17 protein-coding genes are annotated in these 24,456 nt (G+C 40.0%); 7 read left to right on the top strand and 10 right to left on the bottom strand.

Annotation, left to right across the window (positions count from 1 at the left end; all coding sequences use genetic code 11):
* Positions 1 to 312: 312 nt before the first annotated feature.
* The 5 genes from BVC88_RS21745 to BVC88_RS09410 form a co-directional block, all read right to left on the bottom strand.
* Positions 313 to 624: a group II intron maturase-specific domain-containing protein gene (locus BVC88_RS21745; RefSeq protein WP_075350429.1), complete on the bottom strand. Its 312-nt coding sequence runs from the start codon at positions 622 to 624 to the stop codon at positions 313 to 315.
* A 539-nt stretch (positions 625 to 1,163) separates the two neighbouring features.
* Entirely contained in the window at positions 1,164 to 2,507 is a 1,344-nt protein-coding gene (locus BVC88_RS09425) for an FGGY-family carbohydrate kinase (protein WP_075350428.1), read from the bottom strand.
* A 4-nt stretch (positions 2,508 to 2,511) separates the two neighbouring features.
* Positions 2,512 to 4,005 (bottom strand): sulfatase family protein, encoded by a 1,494-nt coding sequence (locus BVC88_RS09420; protein WP_075350427.1) that lies wholly within the window; start codon positions 4,003 to 4,005, stop codon positions 2,512 to 2,514.
* A 151-nt stretch (positions 4,006 to 4,156) separates the two neighbouring features.
* Entirely contained in the window at positions 4,157 to 5,191 is a 1,035-nt protein-coding gene (locus BVC88_RS09415) for a GntR family transcriptional regulator (protein WP_075350426.1), read from the bottom strand.
* 30 nt (positions 5,192 to 5,221) lie between these two features.
* On the bottom strand, positions 5,222 to 7,342 hold the full coding sequence (locus tag BVC88_RS09410; protein ID WP_075350425.1) for a bifunctional aldolase/short-chain dehydrogenase: 2,121 nt from the start codon (positions 7,340 to 7,342) through the stop codon (positions 5,222 to 5,224).
* A 287-nt stretch (positions 7,343 to 7,629) separates the two neighbouring features.
* Between BVC88_RS09410 and BVC88_RS09405 the strand changes: the two genes are divergently transcribed.
* From BVC88_RS09405 to BVC88_RS09380, 5 genes are all read left to right on the top strand, one after another.
* On the top strand, positions 7,630 to 9,033 hold the full coding sequence (locus BVC88_RS09405; protein WP_075350424.1) for a purine-cytosine permease family protein: 1,404 nt from the start codon (positions 7,630 to 7,632) through the stop codon (positions 9,031 to 9,033).
* On the top strand, positions 9,030 to 9,233 hold the full coding sequence (locus tag BVC88_RS09400) for a hypothetical protein (RefSeq protein ID WP_075350423.1): 204 nt from the start codon (positions 9,030 to 9,032) through the stop codon (positions 9,231 to 9,233). Before BVC88_RS09405 ends, BVC88_RS09400 begins: the two co-directional genes overlap by 4 nt.
* A 400-nt stretch (positions 9,234 to 9,633) precedes the next feature.
* Complete coding sequence (locus BVC88_RS09390; RefSeq protein WP_075350421.1) at positions 9,634 to 10,908, top strand: TIM barrel protein; 1,275 nt, start codon at positions 9,634 to 9,636, stop codon at positions 10,906 to 10,908.
* A gap of 25 nt (positions 10,909 to 10,933) precedes the next feature.
* The gene (locus BVC88_RS09385) at positions 10,934 to 12,418 is read left to right on the top strand and encodes an arylsulfatase (RefSeq protein WP_083639064.1); all 1,485 of its coding nucleotides are present in this window, start codon (positions 10,934 to 10,936) and stop codon (positions 12,416 to 12,418) included.
* 95 nt (positions 12,419 to 12,513) lie between these two features.
* Positions 12,514 to 13,530 (top strand): SMP-30/gluconolactonase/LRE family protein, encoded by a 1,017-nt coding sequence (locus tag BVC88_RS09380; protein WP_083639063.1) that lies wholly within the window; start codon positions 12,514 to 12,516, stop codon positions 13,528 to 13,530.
* Between the two features lie 973 nt (positions 13,531 to 14,503).
* On the opposite strand, the gene BVC88_RS09375 is transcribed toward BVC88_RS09380, so the two are convergent.
* Together BVC88_RS09375 and BVC88_RS09370 are read right to left on the bottom strand one after the other, a co-directional pair.
* Complete coding sequence (locus tag BVC88_RS09375; protein WP_075350420.1) at positions 14,504 to 16,156, bottom strand: glucosamine inositolphosphorylceramide transferase family protein; 1,653 nt, start codon at positions 16,154 to 16,156, stop codon at positions 14,504 to 14,506.
* A 395-nt stretch (positions 16,157 to 16,551) separates the two neighbouring features.
* A complete protein-coding gene (locus BVC88_RS09370; protein WP_075350419.1) occupies positions 16,552 to 17,115 on the bottom strand; it encodes a GNAT family N-acetyltransferase in 564 nt (187 codons plus the stop codon).
* 235 nt (positions 17,116 to 17,350) lie between these two features.
* Here BVC88_RS09370 and BVC88_RS09365 point away from each other — a divergent pair, with 235 nt between their 5' ends.
* Positions 17,351 to 17,713, top strand: coding sequence for a transmembrane 220 family protein (locus BVC88_RS09365; protein WP_075350642.1), 363 nt, complete (start codon positions 17,351 to 17,353; stop codon positions 17,711 to 17,713).
* 75 nt (positions 17,714 to 17,788) lie between these two features.
* Positions 17,789 to 18,538 (top strand): NIPSNAP family protein, encoded by a 750-nt coding sequence (locus BVC88_RS09360; RefSeq protein ID WP_075350418.1) that lies wholly within the window; start codon positions 17,789 to 17,791, stop codon positions 18,536 to 18,538.
* An 86-nt stretch (positions 18,539 to 18,624) separates the two neighbouring features.
* Here BVC88_RS09360 and BVC88_RS09355 read toward each other — a convergent pair whose 3' ends face one another.
* The 3 genes from BVC88_RS09355 to BVC88_RS09345 form a co-directional block, all read right to left on the bottom strand.
* Positions 18,625 to 22,071, bottom strand: a complete 3,447-nt coding sequence (locus BVC88_RS09355; protein WP_075350641.1) for a ThuA domain-containing protein — start codon at positions 22,069 to 22,071, stop codon at positions 18,625 to 18,627.
* A gap of 120 nt (positions 22,072 to 22,191) precedes the next feature.
* Positions 22,192 to 23,358, bottom strand: coding sequence for a galactokinase (locus BVC88_RS09350; RefSeq protein ID WP_075350417.1), 1,167 nt, complete (start codon positions 23,356 to 23,358; stop codon positions 22,192 to 22,194).
* Positions 23,359 to 23,360: 2 nt separating this feature from the next.
* Positions 23,361 to 24,383 (bottom strand): LacI family DNA-binding transcriptional regulator, encoded by a 1,023-nt coding sequence (locus BVC88_RS09345; RefSeq protein ID WP_075350416.1) that lies wholly within the window; start codon positions 24,381 to 24,383, stop codon positions 23,361 to 23,363.
* Positions 24,384 to 24,456: the final 73 nt, after the last annotated feature.

Genomic DNA, 24,456 nt, shown 5'->3' with positions numbered 1-24,456 from the left:
AGTGTTGATTTTCAGATGAATAACAAAACTAATACAGGTAAACTTCTACCTAAGTCCTGTGTTCTCCATTAAATTCGTGGTAGAGCCAAATATTAAGAACGATATAAAGTATTTATACCAAAAACTCTTCATTAAATTAAAAATTATATTTTAAAAAAAAAAGTTTTATCCTTAATTTAGTAGGAATTACAAATTCCACCCAATCAATACGGTGATCTTAGTCAAGTAGGCAAGGGGAGTTTCATCCCAACCCTCTCAAAGAACCGTATATTAAACTCTCGCTTCATATGACTCCTGTCATACAAATTATATCTAATTGAAAACTGTATAATGATAAAAGATGTCCGGAAATAAGTCCTTTATTTCTTTAAGCCATTTGTAGGCTTGGCCATAATTACACCAGAACTTTTTGTATTTAATCATTGCCCATTTGGCCAGACGAAAGAATAACTGCATTAACAGAATGTGTAAACCGATTGAATTGATTGCCCCAAAGTAATTGATCAACCCCCGCTTCTGCTTATTGATTATAACCGCAATTGTCTGTATACTTAGGTCACTTTGGCGATGCCATTTACTTTGCCTACATTCATCCTCAACCTTGGTAATCACTTTTTGGCTCATTTTATACCCGTATCCCAAAAACACACTCTCATTTTCCCATTATGAACGATACATCCTTGGCTGGAAACTGAATCCAAGAAAATCAAACTTGTTTCCGTATCCTTTCTTTTCCTACCTCCGATAACCTCTACAATGCAAGATTCTGGTCTTAGTTTCATTCAGGCGTAGATGGCATGCCCGCTGAGTGTAGTTTTAGGCTAAATTTTTTGAAGGGTATTGCCTAAGCGTAATTTGCAATTACGCCTTGCTATCCAAACAAATTTGTAATTTATCAATGAATAAGATTTGGATGTATGTTAACCAATTACAAATTGGTAAGAATATGAGGATGGAATTGCATCTGACTGCTGTACGGATTCCGCCCAGGTTCAAACTGTACTTCAGAGGTGCATAGTTGAATCTACATCCATGTTGAGCAAGATTCCAAAGCGATTCCCCTTAGTTATTGACGTGCCGCGTTGGGAAATTCGCCAACTCAGCTTAAAAAGCTAACTTAACACGGTCACATGCAGCTATGCTGACACACCTATTTTATTTAATCAGCATCCACTTTCAGACGTCGCCTCATTAATCAACATCGCCGCACCCAAAGCCGAACCATTCGGGAAATCACTCGGAATAATTTCCAATTCGGGTAGTTTTTTGCGAAGCATCTCCAGGAAAATCAGATTCGCATTGAAGCCACCATCTACAAAGATTCGCTTGACGGGACTTCCTGCCAACACCAAATTCAGTGAAGCAAGCTGAAGGTTAGTGAGCTCATCCATAAAGGTATAATAAGCCTCTTCGAAATTTTCAAAACTACTCCAGTCTGTTTTTTCCGCACTTTCCAAGTCAAAATCTTTGGGCTTGAGGTAATGAAACGCTATTCGTTTGACGGAGTTTGCTCTTACTTTTTGAAAAAGAGACTCCTCAAAAATCAGTTTCTTATACGTTCCCTGGGGAAGCTTGAAGTGAGCATACATCTCGTCAATTTGATATTTATGCTCCTCTCCGATGAATAATCGGCTGATTTTGATGGGTTCTCCGTGGATACTCAAAAACTGCAAGCAGTCGCGCTTAAGTTCTTTTTTGGTGAGCGGTGTCTTGTTAAAAGGATTGATACTGATCGCCCAAGTGCCGGTGGAAAGCAAAAGAAAAGGTTCCGTCTCCCGCTGTATGTACGGTAGTAATGCTGCTGAAGAATCATGGATTCCGATTCCGCAGGGAATATTTCCCAGTTCGGGCTTGGTTTTCAAAATGGTTTTCCCCGATTTGATTGGCGGTAAAAGCTTGCGAATCTCTTCCCGATCCACCCATTCGTGGTAATCGTTTTTTTCAAAATCCCAAAGTCCGGTATGACAGCCAATGCTGGTGTAGTCGGAAGTCATTTCTCCGGTAAACAAATAGCTGACATATTGCGGAAGATGGAAGCAATGAGCAGTATTCTTGAAAACATCGGGCTTCGCATATTTCAAAAAGTAAATCTGCAATCCCGAATTGAGCATTGCCAAAGGCGGAGAGGAAGTAGCTCGACAGAAATTCATTTTTCCGCCATTTTCTTTATAAAAACGATTCAATAAATCCTCCGGAAAAGGCTTGAGGTAATCGTAAAGTGGAGTAGCTGTATTTCCTACTGCATCTGTGTGTACAAAACTGGCCCCATGAGTAGAGAAGTTTAATTGTTGGATTTCAAATTCCAGTAAGGCTAAAGCGGATTGAAAGGTCTCGATCATCCATTTGGACATGGCGGATAGATTTTCCGCCGGAAACCCGTCTTCATCAGTTAGGTCCTCGAATCGACTATAGGTTTGAAAAACTTCACGCAAGTTTTTATCAAAAAGAAAGAACTTCTTATTTGTCTTTCCAATATCAAAAATGGCGGTAACGGGAAGTTTTTCCATAAGGTTAAAAAGTGCGCTGATAGATGTGGTCCCGCTTTGGATAGCTGATTCGTTTCAGTGGGATTTGCTCTCCACCGGTAGTTTCCAGCCAAGTAAATACCTCGTCCCGGAGTTGTTTAGCGATTTCCTGATGCGCTTCTGATCGAATTAAATTATTCATTTCATAAGGGTCATTTTGTAAATCGTAGAGCTCATTGATATCCCAGACTCCCTGATTGAAGATGTATTTATACCGCGAGGTCCGAACTGCAAAAATGGTTGGAGTACTCGGGTAGGCCATTTCCCAATAGTATTCATAAAAGACTTTGTCCCGCCATTCGGCTTGTTGGTTTTTGATTATTGGTAGAAAAGATTTGCCTTGGACATCAGCTTTTGCGCCAGGTAAACCTGCTAGCTCCAGAAAAGTCGGAGCCAAATCGATATTCATGACAATATTGGGATTGACTGTCCCAGGTTTAATCAGCTTAGGATATTGAGCCAAAAAGGGAACTTTCATGGACTCCTCGTAGGCATGTCGCTTGTCGATGAGCCCATGCTCGCCGAAGCTAAATCCATTGTCCCCCATGTACACAATCATGGTATTTTCTTTCAGGCCATTTTTCCCCACCCAGTCTAGGACTCTCCCTACACTTTCGTCAATTCCCATTAATGTTTCCAAATACCTTCGGTAAAAAGAGTCAAAGGGGATGTCCCCATGATACATGTAATCGACGCCATGCCAAGAGAATCGTTGACGGCGAACCCATTCCGGGATGTCTTTGTAATTTACAGGCGTTGTGATCGGCTTTTCCCGATCGGAGAAATAAGGACTGTCTTTAGTTGCAGTCAGGTACATGCTAGGAGGGGTGACGACTGGAGTCTTGTCATGTAATCCTTTATGTCGCTCTGCTGGGGTGAATTCCGCATGAACTGCTTTATGGGATAAATAGAGGAAAAACGGCTTATCCTTTTCCCGTTTTTCCAACCACTCTACTGCATAATCAGTCAATCGATCTGAAGTGTAACTTCCTTCGGGTTGCTTGACCAGCTGCCCATTTATATTGAAAGTTGGATCGTTATATACGCCCTGACCTCGGAAACTCAACCAATAATCAAATCCAGCCTGTGGTTTATCATCCTCATCACCCATATGCCATTTGCCAAAAAAGCTGGTTTGGTAGCCATTTTTCTGAAGGATTTCCGGGAAAAACTTGGTGCCTTCGGGTACCGGTGCAGAGTTGTCCACGATGGTATGCGTATGCGCATATTGACCGGTGAGAATAGAGGCTCGACTTGGAGAGCAAAGTGAAGTAGTCACAAAAGCATTGGGAAAATGCGCTCCGTTTTTTGCCATTCGATCCAAATTGGGAGTTTCCAATCCTTCTACCGCACCAGTGAAGCCCATAAAATCATAGCGATGATCGTCTGAAAGAATAAAGATGATATTCGGACGGCTATCTTGTGCAAAAGCCTGAAAAATCAGGCTCATGAAAAGAATTAAGAAAGTGAAATGCTTCATCTTGGGATATGAGTTTTAAGATATTCTTCCTTCAAGTTAGATCTTATAGGAGATGTCTAATATGGATTACTTCGGTCTTCCGTCTTCGGTCTTCCTCCCACTAAAGCAAGGAAAGTAAGCTTTGGGGTTACTCTGGATTTAATTAAAGAGCCTAGATAGATTTTCTAAGATAAAGTTTAAAGGGGTTTTTAATTGGGATTTTGTCCTCTTTTCCTAGAATTTGTTCTGCAATGGATCTGCCCATATGAATAAAATCAGTGGAAATCGTGGTGATTCCATCTGCAAGGATTTCCTTGAGTGGAGTTTCATTGTAGGAGATTACCCCAATGTCCTGACCGAGTTTTAAGTTTTGCTCTCGGGATTTCTTCACAATATCTGCCAAATCAGTTTCTGCCAATACGATAAATGAATCTCCTTTGTATAAAGGTTCATCATCGATACCGTCCAAAATCAGGTTGTTGAAATTGTGGAAATAGCAGAATCGCTTAAATCCATCTATGATTTCCGGTGGGTAAAGCTCGCCCTTTGGAAAGACTAAGGTCAATCGCTCATATTTTCGCAAGTGGGTGATTCCAGATTCCAAGGCTTCCATGATGTCTCTCGCAAAATCCTGATATACACCTGGAAATTCATTTTCGTGATCTTTAACAGCCCGATCAATGATCAATAACTTATCCGAAGGGATTTTTTTAATGAGTTCGTAAGCAGTCTCTGGACGAGAATTTTCATCATAGAAGTGGGGGGCAACCACGTAGTAATGGTATTCTCCTAGGTTTCGCTCCAGTAAACTTTCAAATAGGGTTTTGTTGTAGTGATGAATTTGTAGGTCGACGTTTGCTTGATTTCCCAAAGTCTCTACAATAGAATAATAGATGATTTTTTTATAGGAACTCAGCTTGTTGAAGAGTAAGAGTACCTTCGTCTTATTCTCCATGTTGGTCGAATTCACATAAAAGCCTTTGCCACGAACAGAAGTGATGATGCCACGATCACGAAGTTCGTTGTATGCTTTTTCTACCGTATCTCGCGAGAGAAGAAAGTCAAAACTTGTTTCATTGATCGAGGGAATTCGGTCCCCAATTTTTAATTTCCCTCTGTCAATATCTTCCAAGATCAAATTGACCACCTGCATGTATTTGGGTGTTCGGGATTCGTTATGAATTTTTTCAGATTTATCGAGTAACATAGGCTGGGTTTATTTTGGGTTTTCAATTAACTATCGAGGGAAAGCTGCCGCCAATCCACCATCAACATTTAGCATATTTCCAGTACTCTTAGAAAGTAGTCCACTTACAAAGGCAAAAGCCGCATCAGCGATATCCGAAGTTTTTACGCTTTCCTTAAGTAAAGTTCGATTGGCATAATACTGCGGTAAATCCTTCAATTCTACGCCATAAGCCTTAGCACGATTCTCGGCCCATCCACCCTCCCAGATGTTTGAGTTTTCAATCACAGCATCCGGATTGATCACGTTTACCTTGATTTTATCCTCTGCAAGTTCTGCTGCCATTAATCTTGACATATGGAGTTGAGCCGCTTTTGCGGTTCCATATGCTACGTTTTTCGGGCCAGCTACGAGTGCATTTTTACTAACAATGTTCACGATGTCACCACCCAAGCCTTGCTCTTTCATGATTTTCACACCTGCTTTGGAGACATGGTATTGGCCCATAACGAGGATATCATTGAGCTTTGACCAGTCTTGATTGGTATGATCTTCAAAGCTTTTGCTGATGGAAATTCCGGCGTTATTCACAATGATATCGACTCCGCCGAATTTTAGACAAGTGGCTTCAATTGCTTTTTCCAAGCTTGTCAAATCTGTCACATCCAACTTGACTCCTAAAAAAGAATCCTTTCCGTACTTGAGTAGAAATTCTGCCTCCGCATCTATCAGACGGTTAGCATCAATATCAGTTACAACAACGCAGGCTCCTTCTTGTACATATTTCTCTGCGATAGCTTTTCCGATCCCTCCTGCACTTCCTGTGACTAAAGCAATCTTCCTGGAAAGCGGTTGCTCTTTCGGCATCCGTTGTAGCTTGGCTTCTTCCAATAACCAATACTCGATATCGAAAGCTTCCTGTAATGGCAAGGACACATATTCCGAAACTGCTTCAGCACCACGCATCACATTGATTGCATTGATGTAAAATTCGCTCGCAACACGACTCGTTTGCTTGTTTTTAGCGTAGCTAAACATGCCTACTCCAGGCCAAATAATCACTACAGGATTAGGATCCCGCATTGCAGGGCTATTTGCGCGCTTATGCTTCTGATAATAATCCGCATACATTTCACGATACCCTTGAAAAGCACTTGCAATTTGATCTTTAATAGATTTAGGATCACTCAAGTCTTGATTAGCAGGTATATCCAAGACCAAAGGAGAGATTTTGGTTCTAAGGAAATGGTCAGGACAGCTAGTTCCCATCGGAGCCAATTTCCCAAGATCATGGCTATTGATGAATTCCAACACTTCGGGTGCGTCTGTAAAAGTGCCAACCATCAGGTTTTCAGAAGAGGCCAGACCTCTTAGCAATGGAGCTAATTTTGCAGCTTGGGATTTCCGTGTTTCCGGATCTAGGGGAGTTACTTTCGCTCCACCAAAAACCGGACGCTTTTTACCATAGTTTTCCGCCAAATATTCGGAAGCCATTTCTATAACTTCGAGGCTATTCAAATAGCATTCGTAAGCGGTATCGCCCCAAGTGAAAAGTCCATGGCCTCCGAGCATAATTCCTCGAATTCCAGGATTGTCATCTAGGGATTGTTTGAGCTGAAGTCCCAAGTCGAAGCCGGGGCGCTGCCAAGGAACCCATGAGATTTGTCCTTTCCAGAGTTCTTTTGTGATTCGCTCTCCATCTTTTGAGGCAGCAATAGCAATAGCCGCATCAGGATGAAGGTGATCGATATGCCTAAAAGGTAAAAATGCATGAAGTGGCGTATCAATCGATGGGGCTTTAGAAGCAAGATCATAGATACAATGGTTAAAGAGCTCAACCATTTCGTCCTCAAATTGAAGGCCACGGTAGATGCCCTTCAGCGATCGCAATTTATCGACATATAATCCTGCTAGGCCAGATTTTTTTAAAGTTCCAATATCTCCTCCAGAACCTTTCACCCACATGATTTCTACTTCTTCTTTGGTCAAAGGATCCTTTTCAAAAGTCTTGCAACTCGTATTTCCACCACCGTAATTCGTGATTCTCAAGTCTGCCCCTAGCATATTGGATCGATAAATTAAAAGGTCTACCTCATTGCCTTCAAGTTTTGAGGCTTTCTCTTCATCCCAGAGGTAACTTACGTGCTTGAAATTTTTTGTCTCTTGGTTCATTGGATTTAAAGGATTTTCTTAAGGTCAATTTGTTGGAAAAGGAAGCCAATTGCATCCTGTGCTGTCTTGAGCAGTGGATTTTAATTAACCCATCCGATGGTTCAATTTAAAACCATTTCAGAATTATACCTCTTTATAAGAGTTCGGTCTTCAGGATAATTCCAAAATTTTTTTCTTCAATTTTCTTTATCGAAGATTCTTTATAATTCCTAATCCAAAATTCAGTAGGATAGTGCAGGATAGGCTCCGAGGTAGACTTACTTTATTTAAGCTAACAAATAACCCTTATGGCCTCATCAATTTTCAAAAAAGTACTAAGCGAGACAAATGAATTTGAGCGGACTCCCGTGCCTGCTTCGGAGTTGAAATCCGGAAATAGTTTCCTTGGAATGTACGCCGGGGAGCATACGGCCGGTACTGAATTTGTAATTGGGCCACTTTTCGTCGCACACGGAGTGGCTGCTGGAGATTTGATTTTTGGACTCCTTATTGGTAATCTCTTAGCTGTTTTTAGTTGGGCTTTAATCACTGCTCCGATAGCGACTTCCAAACGACTTACGCTTTATTATCAATTGGAACGAATCGTAGGGAAGCGACTTGTAGCGGGATATAATCTAGTGAATGCACTGATGTTTTGCTTTCTGGCGGGTTCGATGATTGCCGTCTCGGCTACTGCTGTTGGAATCCCTTTTGGATTGGAAATGCCCACGCTGACTGATTGGATGCCGAGAACCTCAGGTTGGGTGATTACGGTGATTCTGATGGGTGCGGTGATTACATTAGTTGCCATTCAAGGGTATTCTTATGTGGCTCGCTTCGCAAATTTGATGGCGCCTTGGATGATTCTGATTTTCATAGGGGCTGGATTGATCGGCTTGTCTCAATTGGGTGTGAATTCTTGGGAAAGTTTATTGGCGATATCTAATGAAGTGATTTGGACTGGAATTCCACTGGAAGGAATGTCCAAATTCACCATTTGGCATATCATCTTTTTTGCTTGGTTTTGTAATATGGCCATGCATATTGGGATGTCGGACTTGACGATACTTCGCTATGCTCGCTCTTGGAAGTATGGCTTTCTTTCCTTTGCTGGCATGTACATCGGGCATTTCTTTGCATGGATTGCTTCAGGAATATTATATGCAGTCTTTCTCCAATCTAATTCTGCTTCCACTTCTTTTGCTCCAGGGGAAATCGCTTTTCAAACTGCAGGCATTGCTGGGGCTGTTTGCGTAATTGTAGCCGGATGGACTACTGCAAATCCTACGATCTATAGAGCAGGACTGGCATTACAGGGGATTTTTCCTAAAACTCACACTTGGAAGATTACGGCCATCGTCGGAGGAATCACCAGTTTGGCAGCTTGCTTTCCAGCTTTGGTGATGAAGTTGTTGGATTTTGTGGCACTATATGGTTTGCTCTTGATGCCAATGGGAGCGGTTATTTTTGCTGACTTCTATTTTTCAAAGCGATTTGGATTTCAAGCTGAGCAAGCTTTGACAAACAAGAGCAATTTTAGCCTTCCAGCTTTCGTCGCTTGGGTCTTGACTTTGGTCATTTGTCTGGGTTTAAATCAATTCTACGGAATTGAGGTGTTTTTTCTTGGTCTTCCAGGCTGGTTTATCGCGGTCTTTATTTTTATAGGCCTTTCCAAATTTTACTATTCATCTGTTAAATTGAAACTGGCATGAAAGCAATTTTGAAAATAATTTCCCTGATAGGATTATTACTGACCATGATTCCCCCAGTATTGATTTTCATGGGAAGTATAGATCTTGAAGAAACTAAGTCGCTCATGACCCTTGGGATGGTCGCTTGGTTTGGATCTGCACCTTTTTGGATTAATAGGAGGACCGAAGACGGGAGACAGAAGTCCGAAGTGGGGAGTTGAGACAGAAAATATAAGTCAGATGTTAGGAGACGGAAGTTGGATGAAAAAAGACCGAAGACGGGAGACCGAAGCGAATTTGTCAGAAAGCAAATTGAGAATTTGGAGGATGAATGTCTTGAATAGTGGAATTTTGCGCTCTTTAATTAAAATAGAATATGAGTATTCGGATAAGTCCAGGTTTAATTATAATTCAAGATTCAAATGAGAATCGGATCTAATCCCCTTTAAAAAAGGGATAAGGGGGATTGTTTTTACCTAAAATCAATCAAGATAATGTTGAGTGACATTTTCTTTAACACATATTATTTAAAGATTGCTTCGGACTTGAAGTATTAAGCATAAGGAACAAATGATTAAAGTCCTCGCAAAGACGAAAACCGAAAATAGCTAACAGTAATCCATGAACATCACCAATTCCCAAATCCAAGCATTCGAACCTGACGAGTTTCACGAGCGATCCTTGGCAATTCTCTCTGAAAAACTGGAAAAATTAGGTTTAGACATCAATGTACTGATTTCTAAAATCGCTGCATTTCAGATCGCAGTACCAAGTTGGGCCTTGGGAGCCGGAGGGACGCGCTTCGGTCGATTTTCGATCGGAGGCGAACCCCGAAATCTGGAAGAAAAGCTAGAGGATATCGGTATGCTTGCTGCCTTGACTAAGAAAATAGCTGCCGTTTCGCTCCATATTCCTTGGGATATTCCCAGTGATTATGCAGGTATCAAGGCAAAAGCGGATTCGCTGGGTTTGTCCTTTGATGCGATGAACAGCAATACTTTTCAGGACTATGGCCAAAAAGAATCCTACAAAATGGGTTCGCTCGGGAATGCTTCCAAGTCCGTAAGAGATCAGGCAGTAGCCCATAATGTCGATGTGATTCGGATCGGTGAAAAGTTGGGCAGTAAAGGCTTGACCGTTTGGTTGGCAGATGGGAGTAATTTTCCAGGTCAGGCTAGTTTTCGAAATTCTTTACAATGGACCATAGATTCTTTAAAGGAAATCTATCAAGAGATGCCTTCAGATTGGAAACTCCTTTTGGAATACAAGCCCTACGAACCTAATTTCTATCATACGATTATTCCTGATTGGGGTACTTCTTCCTTGATTTGTCGGCAGCTTGGGGATCGGGCAAAAGTGCTAGTGGATCTGGGTCATCATCTACCCAATACCAATATCGAGCAGATCGTAGCTACGCTGATGTATCAAAATCAGTTGGCAGGCTTCCACTTTAATGATAGCAAATATGGAGATGATGACCTGACTACCGGGAGTATCAAGCCTTATCAGTTGTTTTTGATTTTCTGTGAATTGGTGGGAGGGGCTTCAGACAGCGCGCAATCTTGGGATTCCATATCCTGGATGATCGATGCCAGTCATAATGTGAAAGACCCTATGGAAGATTTGATTCAGGCTTTGGAAGCGATTGCGATTTCCTTTGCTAAGTCGCTTTTGGTAGATCGGGTACGATTAGCCGAATGTCAAAAATCCGGGGATGTTTCCGGAGCTCAGGAGATTTTGCAGGCAGCCTTTCAGACAGATGTTCGTTGCTTAGTGACTGAAGCAAGAATCCAAAATGGAGGAGCGGCGGGTCCTTTGCAGGTTTATCGTTCGCTTAAGGTTAGAGAAAACTTAATTAAAGAGAGAGGGATGGTTGCCAAAGCATCTGGGCTTTAAGATTTGAATTTAGTATCTTAAACGGATGAATGATGTGAAAAAAGCTTGGTCAATTTTGATAGTTTTTGGCTTTTGGGCCATTCTGATTTTTTCCTGCAAGCAGGAACCTCAAGTGACTCTGGAAGAAAAAAAGCCTAATATCGTCTTCATCTTGGCTGATGATCTAGGCTGGGGAGATTTGGGGTTTCTGGGTCAGCAATACATTGAAACTCCCGCCATCGACCGACTGGCAAGTCAAGGCATGTTTTTTACCAATTTTTACTCTGGGGCTACGGTCTGTGCACCTTCTCGTTCTGCTTTTATGACAGGTTTGCACACGGGGCATACGCCGATTAGGGGGAATACCGAAGTTCAGCCGGAAGGGCAGCAGCCCATGCCTGATTCGGTGATGACCATTTCTAAACTCCTTCAAGAAGCAGGTTATGTCACCGGAGCTTTTGGCAAATGGGGATTGGGATTTCCAGGTTCGGAAGGTGATCCAGTCAATCAAGGATTTGATCAGTTTTTTGGCTACAACTGCCAGCGCTTTGCGCATCGCTATTACCCCGATTATTTATGGGATAATTTCCAAAAAGTAAATCTTCCCGGCAATGATTGGACTACCAAAGGAGACTATGCACCAGATTTGATTCAGGAAAAAACGCTAGCGTTTATTGAAAAGAATCAGAAGAATCCATTTTTCTTATTTATGCCGATTGTGATGCCTCATGCTGAATTGGCTGCGCCTGAGGATGAGGTTTTGAAAAAATATCAATCCAAATTCCCAAATGAAACACCATATGTCGCTAAATCAAAAGGAGCAGATTATGGTCCGGAGATGGCGATTCCAGGGTATCAATCTCAGCCTTATCCGCATGCAACCTTTGCGGCGATGGTGGAGCGAATCGATCGCTATGTAGCAGAAGTAGTTAATAAATTAGAAGAATTAGGCATGGCAGAAAATACCATTATCATCTTTGCCTCAGATAATGGAGCCCATCAGGAAGGTGGAGCCGATCCGGATTTTTTTGATAGCAACGGGCCATTTCGAGGTCACAAACGAGATCTTTACGAGGGAGGAATTCGGACACCGATGATTGCCTATTGGCCTGGAAAAATCAAAGCTGGAAGTAAAAGTGATACGCCTCTGGCCTTTTGGGATCTGCTTCCGACATTTTCAGAGCTGGCAGGAACTAAGCCGAATTCAAAAACGGATGGCATTTCTTTCGTGCCAACTTTATTCAACCGAGGCCAACAGCAGAATCATGAGTACCTCTATTGGGAGTTTCACGAGCAGGGAGGAAAGCAAGCCATTCGACAAGGGAATTGGAAGGCAGTGAAGCTGCAGGTTTTTGGCAAGGAAGGTCCATTCTTAGAACTCTATGATTTGTCGAAAGACCCAAATGAAACAGAAAACCTAGCTTTTAGTAATCCGGAAAAATTAGCGGAGTTGGTTCAGTTGATGGACCAAGCGCATAGCTCGAATTCTCTATTTCCACTTTATCCTGTAGAGCGTGAAACCCAAAAATAACTGACTGGTTATTTTATGGAATTTGTATTGAAGAGAAAAAAGGTCAATTCCGATGCTTTTCTTTTTTATGTAAATTCAAGTCTAATTAAATTACCATGAAATACTATCCAGTTGTTTTTATTTTGCTTTTCGCAAATGCATGTACATTTTCTTCCAAAAAAGCTGAAACGATTATTCCTGAAAGAAAGTATCAGGTCACTGGTTCAATTGAGCGGATTGATCCCGCTTTAAATTCCCTTATTTCAGAAGATGCGGAAATAGAAATTCTTGCATCAGGGTTTGATTGGTCGGAGGGACCCATTTGGATTGAAGATCAACAGGCCTTGCTTTTTTCAGATGTACCGGAAAATAAAATCTACCGCTGGTCTGAAAAGGATAGCCTATCTATCTTTTTGGAACCTTCAGGCTATCTTGGGGAACGGATGGATAAACATGAACCTGGTTCAAATGGATTGACTCTTGATCATGAAGGCAACTTACTACTATGTCAGCATGGAGAACGGCAATTAGGAAGGCTCAAAGGTTCGCTCCAAGACCCTAATCCCCAATTTGAAATTCTGGCTGCTGGATGGGAGGGAAAGCAGTTCAATAGCCCCAATGACTTGGTTGTGCATTCCAATGGTGGGATTTTTTTCACAGATCCTCCATATGGCTTGGATGAATGGGATAAAAAAGAGCTTGATTTCCAAGGTGTTTATCGCTTACTAGATGGAGAATTGACTTTGCAGATTGATAGCCTTCATCGGCCGAATGGAGTGGCCTTAAGTCCTGATGAAAAGATTCTTTACATAGCTCAGTCAGATGCAGAGAAGGCACGGTATTATGCATATGATCTGGATGAAACTGGGCAAGTAATCAGCGGAAGAATTCTATTGGATGTGAGTGATAGAGTATCTGAGGAAAAGAAGGGGCTGCCTGACGGATTGAAAGTGCATTCTTCTGGGACAATTTTCGCCACTGGTCCGGGAGGAGTATTAGTGATTTCAGCAGAAGGAAAGATTTTAGGAACGATCCAAACCGGTCAGGCAACGGCAAATTGTGGTTTTGATACGGAAGAAAAGTATCTGTATATGACAGCAGATATGCATTTGATGCGAATAGCGATTAAATAAAGAAAGTGAGGTTGGGGATAAAAAGAATAAGGGTGTAAAAAAGACAGCTATTTTGTGGATAAACAGGTGTATAAGTCTTGAAAATCAGTGTATAAGCTTGTTTATTTAGAATAATATTTGGTGGAAAAATTGGGGGTAAAAAACGTCTTTAAAAATTGCCTTCTGCAAAAATATAACGCAACTTTAATACATCAAGTAAGAGATAAAAAGTCGGGGATACGACCCCGGATTTAAGTTTGAAAGTTTGAGATCGGGCGCAAAGGGGGATTTACTTTCGGGTAGATTTCTGAAACGGATAACCGCAGAAGTGCCAACAAACGATTTGGTTGAATTTGATGAACTCTTCGGAAAGATTCAGATTTTCGCACATGAAGGACTAGATGAGTTTTCATCTTGTTGAGAGAGGTTACTCCAGAAGTGTATAAAGCGAATTAATCAACTGGCGAGAATCCCTCGGGAGGAAAGCAATCGGGCACAAAGGAATGGCTGGTTAATCCCAGTTGTTTGTAACGGGAGACCGCAGAAGTGCAAAAACAGATCGGCCCAATATGGAATCCACTCGTTGGGTTTCGAGATGACTGGCATGAAGGGTTTATTCTAATGGGATAGATTGAGACAGGAAACTGCAGAAGTGCATTACAGGAATTCTCATTTGGGACATGCTCTTAGGGGCGACTGAGAACATTGAATTTTGACCCGGGTAACTGGGAAAAGCTAATAACTGTAGCTTGATGCAGTTTGGGGACTATGGTTTTCAAGCTGTAGAACGGGAAGCATTCGCAAGAATAGTTTCCCGTTTTTGTTTTTAAGAATATTTTAGTGCTGATTTGGATCTAAAATTTATAATTTCTTTTACCAAACTTTGATTCGATAATACTTTTGCATCTCAAACTTTCAAGAATCTCAAAGAGACTCTTGCGTTTAAAGTAGGTGTACTTGTTGTTTGGTTTTAGCTAATATATATGTCAATTTATTATATTTTTTTATATGCAGCATCAATAACAAACAATCCATTTGATTGATGTAGATGATGCATAGATATTAATCCTTTTTGAAAATTAGGATAAGTTGTTACAATGGTGTTTTCTATGTACTCATCAATAGTTAGTTTTTCTATTTTATTGATATTTAATGCCCGTCCATAAATTCCGTCAATATTTGCTTGGGATGGTCGATAAATTTCATTTTCATATTCAAAAATAGGTCCTCCATTCCTTGCTATTTCGGAGTTGATCATGACCGGATTATTTTTATGAGGTTCTAAATCTTTTAAATCAAATGAGTTTACTTTATAAATGTATAATTCACTTTCAAATGGAGCATTAATATCCATTTGTTTGTTTATGAATAGCCACTTGGTTTTGTCTTTATCAGTATAGAAAAAGGCATCTGCCACTTTTTCATTTTCGAATGCTGTCGTGTGAAGTTCCCATTCTGTGGGGAATTTAATACATTTATATATTTCTAAGCGATTGTTAGCACTTGATTCAGGCATTAGAAAAATATCCTCATTTTCTTTAAAAATAAAAGGATATGACAAGTGATAGTCTGTTTCTATAACATCGGCGATATCAGTTAATTCATTATTAGTGATTTTCCCGCAGGATATCTTCCCTTTCTTTGTAGTGTAATTATAGTTTTCAAAAAATATATAATTATCATTATTATGGTTGAAAATGAACGGATCAGCCCAGAATTCTTTTTTGGGAAGTTTTATGGGTTTTAATCTAAATAATGTTGAATTGAGAAAATCACCTTTTCCTATAAAAAGTGTCCAACAATCAAATCGACGACCGAAAATCTTATAGTTTGTTTCTTCCATAGCTCTTCCTAATAATTTAGAATAAAAAAGAAACATGTATTTTAAGACCATTTTTAAGCCTGGGGCTTTATAAAGAGGGTTGAAATAGACGAGCGATTTTGTTGGTTTGAATTCACCATTTTGTAATTTTTTAATATTTTTAAGTAGAATAGAAACTGAGCCTTCTAAAATAAGTCTGCTTGTCCTTACAAAAGACCAGTTTCGATTAAAAAATGCTTTATCTATAACAAGTCCTCCGTCTAATTCAGGTGTTAGTTTTTGTAAAGTAACACCAACAGAAGGTTGTTTTAAAACTATTTCCCAAAACCCTGCAGGACCTCCTCTGTTAATAAAATTGTCAGCATGATGGAACGACCAAATACCATACTTCGCTGCTTGTAATATGCTCCCTCTAATTATATTAAATTCATGACGTAAAATAATATCAAGATCATATTTTTTGATTTTATCAACATCGTTATCATCAAAAATATCCAAAAATCCTTTCCTTTTTGGTTCTACATTTATTTTATTGATTTTATTTAATTCTCTTATAATTCTTTCTTTATCAACAGTTATTTTTTCTTTAAATAAGAAGTTTTCAATTTTTGTTTGAAGACTGAAAAGTATTTTTCCAAAAATATTCTTAGATTTTAGTAATCTATTTAATCTGCTTTTTAGCGTTTTTGTACTATTATTCCCTTCTCTCCCGTCCTGTATTAATAAAGCCAATTCAAGAGATGGGTCTTTTAGGATTTCATTTATTATTCTTAATTCCCAATTTGATAACACCTCAAATTCTTGAATTAATATGCCGATTCTCATTTTGATTTAATTTTAATTGTTGATAATCCTAATTTTTTTGACTAAAAGTTCTTCATATAAATCAAGAAGATTCAATTAATCAGGATTCCTAGGTTACTAAATTCTTCCCATTAAGAAAGACAAAATTTTAAATTCGTATTTACTATGTCTTGTAAAATTATAGTTTTTTATCTGAGAGAAAAATTTTTCCTGATCTTAATAATTATTTAATACTAAATATTTAATTGGATTTTGATTCATAGGGTTTAATACTTCGTTTAATTTAGGCTACTTACTTTCAATTGATTATAGCTTTATTTATATTTTCAAAATATTTTTTTTCACTTTTAATTTTATCTTTTTAAGAATATTTTCTGTCTTATAGACCTTTTCTTCGGTTTGGTTCAGATAGTTTTTTATTCTAATACCTTATTCCAATCCCAACACACAATATTCCATTCTTCATATTCGTCTTTGAAGGTGTGAATTGTTTTAAAACCTACTCGTTCATGGGCTCGCATGGACCGGATATTGCTCGTTGAAATTTCCGTGATTGCAAAATCAAATTTTGACCGGAACTCGCTTTGATACGCATCATAGAGTTGGTCAAAAAGTTGAATTCCTCGGTAACCCTTTTTGATGCAGACCTGGCCTATGGTGATAAATTCATATGCTGTGATCGATTGGCCTTGGATTAGAATTTTATCCATTTGCTCAAACATCGGTACAAGCATAGCCATAGATTGCCGAAGTGATTTTGGCATGGCTAGAACATAGCCGCAAATTTCTTCGCCATCTTTTGCAATGACCTGTGGTGCTTCTTTGGCAAAGGCTTTTAAATCCTTTAATAGGTGTTGAACCATCACAAAACCTTCGGTTTTTTTCTCCTCTAACGTGATACTGTATAGGGAATTTTCTCGCTGTAGTTTTAAAATTCTCTCTAAATCAGCGTTTGTTTGGGCATGACAGATTTTAATCATTTCTCGGTAATCTGGTTAAGAGACTTTAGGAGGTAAAGTGTCATTGATAGTTGGGGTAAATCTCTTAGGATTTGCAGGAAAAATATGTAGACATGGGCTCATTCTTTATTTTTAAAAAATTATCTTGAATCTGTAATTATTTGAGAATAGATCATAAATTTTTTAAAAAATGCTGGCACTTTAAAGTAATTTTTTTGAGTTGATTTGGTTAGATTTGATCAAAACGACTTATTCAATGAAATTTAACAAAATATTCTTTGGTATTTGGGCAGTATTGTTTGCTTTGTTTGCCTATTGGCAGTTTAATGATCCAGATCCTGAGATTTGGGTAAGTATCTATGTAGTCGCAGTGATTTTTTGTTTGCTTGGTGTTAGAGGTATTTTCCCGAAGATACCGCTCACCTTGGTTGTAATACTATGTCTATTGGGTGCTATTTACTTTTTCCCAGGAGGAGTAGGGGATTGGGTTTCTCAGGAATGGGCTCAAAAAGACCTTACCATGAAAACCCAACAAATGGAAGAAAACCGAGAGACCTTTGGCTTATTAATAATCGCTATCGCATTAAGCCCAGCGCTTTGGAAAGCATGGAAAGCTTAAAGAGACTATATCTCTCATTTAAATTCATTATTGAAATAAACACCTAAATTATCATCTTTCAAACCCAAAAAAACCATGAAAAAAATACTATCAAGCGTATTTCTGCTCTTTCTGGCACTTTCAGGTTTTGCGCAGCAAAACTCTGATATGAAGTCCAGGTATTTTGAAGTACGGAAATACTATGCAAACGAGGGAAAGCTTCAGGATTTGTTGAATCGCTTTGAAAATCACACCATAAAGTTGTTTGAAAAGGCTGGGATGGAAAATATTGCCTATTTCGTGCCAGTGGATAACACCGATAATTCGATGACTTATATATTAGGCTATCCTGATGAAAAGTCGAGAGATCAGATGTGGGAGTCTTTTATGAATGATCCAGAATGGAAAAAGGCATTCGAGGCTTCTCGTGTAAATGGTCCTTTAGTTAAAAGTATAGACCAAACTTTTATGGTGCTTGCTCCTCATCTCAATGATAATCCCAAGCCCATGCCTAGTGGAGTGATTCAGATGCGAACTTATACCTTATTCGAGGGAAAAGTCCCAAATATCCAAGCTAGATTCCGAGATCATACCCAAGACCTTTTTGAGAAGCAAGGGTTGAGAAATTATCCGTATTGGATGACTGTACCAAAAGACGGCTCACAACCTAAGCTTTTGTACCTTCTCGGGGCTAAAGATCAAGCGAGCTTTGATGCAGGATTCCAGGCTTTTTTAAAGGATCCAGAATGGATTAAGGCTCGGGATGAGTCCGAAGCCTCAGGCAAAATCGTAGAAAAAGTTGATGCAGTAATGTTTAAAACATTGCCATTTTCTCCTTTAAAGTAGGGATCGAAATTTAACCTTTCTTTGGACTCAACAAAAAAGGCCAATTCCAAATCTGGAATTGGCCTTTTTTGATTTTAATTAGCAGATTACTTAGGCATGAAAGTAATTCCAACAAGGATAAATGCGCCAGGGTCGCCACCATTTTTAGTCTTACTTGTCACATATACAGTATGCAATTTACCATCTGAAGTTCCCGTCACCGGTAGTACAAATGGTTTTATTGAAGTGCCAGTACCATCGGGTTTGAACTCTCCTTGAACAAATGTTCCTTCAGCTACTTTTGGTCCTGTAGGACTATCGAGATGCACTTCAAAAATCATTTCTTCTGACATCACATCTCTTGTTCCAGTGATTAGCATAATTGAAGAGATATCAGTAAGATCGACATTCTTAATGGCAAAATGGGCTTCTGTTTTTGGAACCATCAAGAGATTTCTTCCACCAAAACTCATTGAAGTATAGTCCTTCAAATTGACCGCATTCCCTAAATCAACAGTGTTGTTCATTAAGTACACACTTTTTGATCCAGAGAGCGGCTTAATTCCTTCTCCACCTTGATCGGTGTATGAAGCTGTCAATACCAGGGTTCCAGACGATGATGGAGCTTTACCCATTGTTGGATCAATAGATCCGGATGCTGGTAGAGTAGGCTTGGCTGCTGTCTGATCAAGAGAAAGAATATAGCTGATCAGAGCACTTAGTTCTGATCCTTTCAGGTTTGGATTAGCAGGCATCACGGTCTCTCCCCAAACTCCTCCGCCACCATTCATGATTTTGGTAGTCAGATAAGGGATGTCTTTTTCAGTGTATTTCTTAGCTACATCAGTATATGCTGGTCCAATGGAGGTTTCAGCTTCCTTATGGCAAGTCTTACAAGTCAAAGAAGAGACTAACGATTTACCAACCATAGCATCTGTCATGATTTTGTGTCCCATGTCCGCTTCGGCCATATCAACGCCTTCACGATAATCGGCAGAGACGTAAAGTGTACTCATGTCTTTTCCAGCATCTGGATGATCCTCATCTGAGACGGATATTTCGTATGCTACTTGCTTGCCAGGGAAATAGAATGACTTATTTCCTTTGATTTCAATAGCAACTTCCGGAGCAACATTTCCTGCATAGACGCTCGCTATTCCACTCATGCCTGACAAACCAGCAGGATCTGCCGCAGTTACTTTTACCTCATATTCTCCGATTTGATCAAAGGTGTAAGTCAGAGTAGGCTCAGTAGTCGTTTCAGTTTTTCCATTTCCAAGATCCCAAATGAAAGACAAAGCGTCTTTTTCAGGGTCTGTTGCGGTTGCTTTGAAATTCACCGTCAATGGTGCTTTACCTGAGGTTTTGTCAGCCACGATTTCTGTGACAGAAGGCGCACGGTTTCCACCATTAAAGTCTATTCGAGAAAGTCCAGAATCTGGATTTTTAGAGAACCATCCATTACCATATTCGAGAATGTACATTCTGCCATCAGGTCCCATTTCCATATCGATGAGCGCATTGAATTTTGTACCTGGCATAAATGGCTCCATCTTATCAAAATCACCTGATTCGGTCATAGTCACTGCCTTGATCCAACCTCGAATCCAATCGTAAATAAAAACCTTTCCGGCATAATAATCCGGGAATTTGGTGTCTGAAGTATACAGATCAGGGTAGTAAACTGGTCCTGCCATGGCATTTCGGCCACCTGTTCCTACTGCCGGAAAGTCCGGCGATTCTGCATAGGGGTACCAGATAAATGCCGGTTGGGCTGCTGGAAGTTCTTTTAAGCCTGTATTGCTTGGAGAATTGTTTATTGGTTTTGCCGGATCGAAAGCCATACCCGGTGTTCCTGTTTCAAAATCAAAGTCATGATAAGCGTAATTATCTCCTACAAAATATGGCCAGCCAAAGTTGCCTGCCTGACGGGCTTGGTTGACTTCATCATAGCCTCTTGGACCACGAGTATCCATACTGTCAAGGCGTGCATCAGGTCCCACTTCGCCCCAATAAACCCAGCCTTTTTTCTGATCTACTGAGATTCTGTATGGATTTCTATTTCCCTGAACAAATATTTCAGCTCGTGCTTTCTCAGTTCCTTTAGGATAGAGGTTGCCTTCTGGAATATCGTAGCTACCGTCAGGATTTACTTTGATTCGAAGGATTTTACCACGGAGATCATTTGAATTCCCTGAAGATCGTCTGGCATCCCACTGCTCTCTGCCTGGTCTGCCATCCAAAGGAGCATACCCATTGAGAATGTATTTGGAATCATTTTGGTTGAAAGGAGTAGAGTTGTCACCAGTAGAAAGGAATAGATTTCCGTCTTTATCAAAAGCAATTGAACCTCCAGTGTGGCAACAAATATCTCGTTGAGAATCTACATCTAGGATCACTACTTCTGAAGCCATATCCCAGTTGTTGTTTTTGAAAGTAAAGCGAGAAAGTCGATTTACCCACTTATCACCAGTTGGTGCATAATAAACGAAGACATAACCGTTGTCTGCAAAGTTGGGATCTTTCTGAATTCCCATTAAGCCTTCCTCAGCATTAACTCCTTTTACATCTGTTTTCCAATAGACGTCAAGCTTTGCGACCTCTTTAAGTTCTTCAGTTTGATTGTCAAAAAGTAAAATCTCACCTCTTCGCTGAGCTACAAGAATATCTAAGTTGGGAAGGATGGTCATTTCCGTAGGTTCGGTAAACTCACCGACAGAAAGAGTTGTCTTTGTAAATCGATTTTCTTCAGGGACATGTTTTGTCTTAGCTTTTGAGTAATCCAATTCGAGATTGTCTCCTATCGCATATTGAATTCCTGCCACTAAGTGCTTCAAAAATAATTCCTCTGTAAATGACTCATTGGTATGGCCACCACCAGTATAGAAGGCTCTACCTCCATCATAATCATGGTGCCATGCGATAGGGTGTTCGCCCATATCCATTCCGCCTTTGTAGGAATTCTCATCCAAAGTCAATAAAACCTTGACTTCCGGATTCATTTTCTTGTAGCTGTACCACTCGTCTGTTCGGTCCCAAGGACTTGGAAGGAAGGATGTTGATGCATTGGATTTATCTACTACAGTGATTGAACCAGGTTGTACGTTTGGGTTAGGGTCGTTAATCCCAGGGTGATCAGCAAAATAACCTCCTACCAGACGATTGTACCATCCCCATTCGTATTCGGTATCTGCCGCGGCATGGATTCCAACAAATCCTCCGCCCGCCTGTATATAGCGCTCAAATTCAGCTTCCTGGTAATTGTTGAGTACATCTGCGGTAGTGCTTAGGAAAATAACCGCAGCATATTGGGTTAGATTTTCTTCGTTAAATAGTTCTGAGTTGGTCGTAGTATCAACTGCAAATCCATTTTCTGCCCCCAATTTCTGGATGGCAGCGATTCCTGCAGGAATCGATTGGTGATAATATCCTGCCGTTTTGCTGAAAACCAATACTTTTGGATCTCCAGAGCGCTTGTTTTGACAGCTCCAAAGTCCCACCATGGTAATCAAAAGAAGCAGGGTTAAGCTTCTTAGGTTTTTTGGGAAATTCATAGGTTTAATATTTTTCGGAAAATAGGGAATTAAAAGAAACATCTTTCGAGTTAACTGAAATTCGGAGGAATTGATTGCTAAACGGTCAATTATTTCTTTTTGATACAATAGATTCTATTTTTAAAAAGAGGTTGAATCAGAGTGGATTACGGAGGCTCCGTCCGAGAGCTCCACTTCGATGAAATCCGGGATTATTCCAAACGCCTTTTGATAGCTATTTTGAATCTGATTCTTAAACTCTACTAAAAATTCTTTATCAACAAGATTCAGAGTACAGCCACCAAAACCACCTCCCATCATTCGGGATCCTAATACCTGAAGCATACCTTGGGCTTGGCTAGCTAAAAAGTCTAATTCTGCGCAACTCACCTCAAAATCCGTAGATAAGCTTGTATGGGAAGCATTGAGTAATTTACCAAATGTGAGGAGGTCTCGCCGGCGAAGTGATTCTGCTGCTTCAAATACGCGGTGATTTTCAGTAATTACATGTTTGGCCTTGGGAAAAAGTTCTTCAGGGAGGATTTTTTCAACCTTTTCCAGATCAGAAATCGCTATGTCACGTAAGGTTTTGATTTCCGGAAATTCAATTTTCAGAATCTCAACACTTTCCTCGCAAGCCATTCTTCTTTTGTTATAAGCAGAATCTGCTAAACTATGCTTGACCTTACTATTCACCAAAACCAATTGAAAATGGCCTAAATCAATTGGAATCTCTTCATGTGAATTGTTTCTGCAGTCTAGTAGAAGAGCATGGGATTTTTTACCGAAAGCCGAAGCGTAGGGATCCATGATTCCACAATTGACACCAGCATAGAGATGCTCAGATTTCTGAGCATAAAGAACCAGTGATTTTTTTGATACTTGATAGTTAAATAAGGAAGTGATCGCAGTTCCTATTGCGATGGAAAGTGCAGCCGAAGAGGATAGTCCTGCCCCTACTGGGATAGTACCTCCGATGACCATATCAAAGCTTTGTGGTGCAAATCCCGACTGCTTCAATTGGCTTAGCATTCCCATTACATAATTTACCCAATGACCTTTTTGGGGCGAAATCGAATCTAAAGAAAAAGTGTATTCTTCGTCGAAATCGAGGGAATATAACCTACAATGGCCTTCTTGATTTCGGCCAATAGCTATGTAAATCCCTTGTTTCACAGCTGCTGGAAAGACAAGTCCTTCTTGATAATCAGTATGTTCTCCGATAAGATTAATTCTCCCTGGAGCAAAAGCGATTAATGGATTTTGGGAAAAAAGATCTTGAAAAACTTCGGATATTCGTTTTTTCATTTTTAAAGTTGAGCTGTTGATTGACGCGGAACTAAAGTAGTTTCCAGTACGATGGAGATGGGGTCGTCAGATGTCAAGCCATCCAGTTGGTCAAGTAAGTGACTTACAGCTAATTTCCCCATTTCATAGCCAGGCTGGGACACGGTAGTTAAAGGTGGTTCTACGACAGCCGAAGTTGGGTTGTTGGTAAATCCTGCCAATGCCATGTCTTGAGGGATTCTGATCCCTTTGCTTTTCCAATAAGTTAATACATCCACAGCTAATGGGTCGATCATGCAGAACACTCCGTCTGGTCTTGGATTCATTTCAATGATTTCTTGAGCTACTTTCAAATTTCCTTCAAGAGTCAGGTCAGTTACCTTGATTAATTCATCTTTTTCGTTGATTCCAAATTCAGCTAATGCTTTTAAATACCCTTCTTTGCGCTTTTTGGAAATGTATAAATCTTCGGGTCCTGAAATGTACATGATTCGCTTTCGGCCAGTTTCAAGAAGGTGTTTAGTTACCTGATAAGCTCCTCCCGTATCGTTGAAAGTTATTTTTGAAACAGGCATTTCCTCATGTACGCGATCGAAAAGCACGAATGGAATCTCCCTGCTATATAATTCATCCAAATGCTCGAAATGATTGGTTTCCCGACTTAGAGAGATCAAAAGTGCATCTACTTGTGTGGCAACCAGTGTTTTGATATTCGCTTTTTCCTGTTCAATGGATTCATTGGATTGGCAGATCATGACATTGTAGCCACGTTTATTCGCATAATCCTGGATTCCACTAATACAGGAGGCGAAAAAGTGTGAAGTGATTTCCGGTACGATTACTCCAAGGGTTTTGGTGCGGCTGATTCGAAGGCTTTGAGCCAGGAGGTTAGGCTGATAATTCATTTCCTTAGCCATCTCTACAATCCTCCGTTTAGTCTCCGGATGGAGTTCTGGAGAATCCTTTAATGCTCTGGAAATAGTAGAAACGGAAACGCCCAATTTCTTGGCTATTTCCTTCATCGTTATCTGATGCCCTTTTTTCATGATAGAATCATTTACAAATCGAGGGAATTATTGAATATTCAAAAACTGCAATCGTATTCCATTGTTTAGATTG

The sequence above is a fragment of the Algoriphagus marinus genome (assembly GCF_001936475.1).
Lineage (GTDB): Bacteria > Bacteroidota > Bacteroidia > Cytophagales > Cyclobacteriaceae > Algoriphagus > Algoriphagus marinus.
The sequence above is the reverse complement of the archived record's forward strand: the minus strand, read 5'-3'. Positions and strand labels throughout refer to the sequence as shown.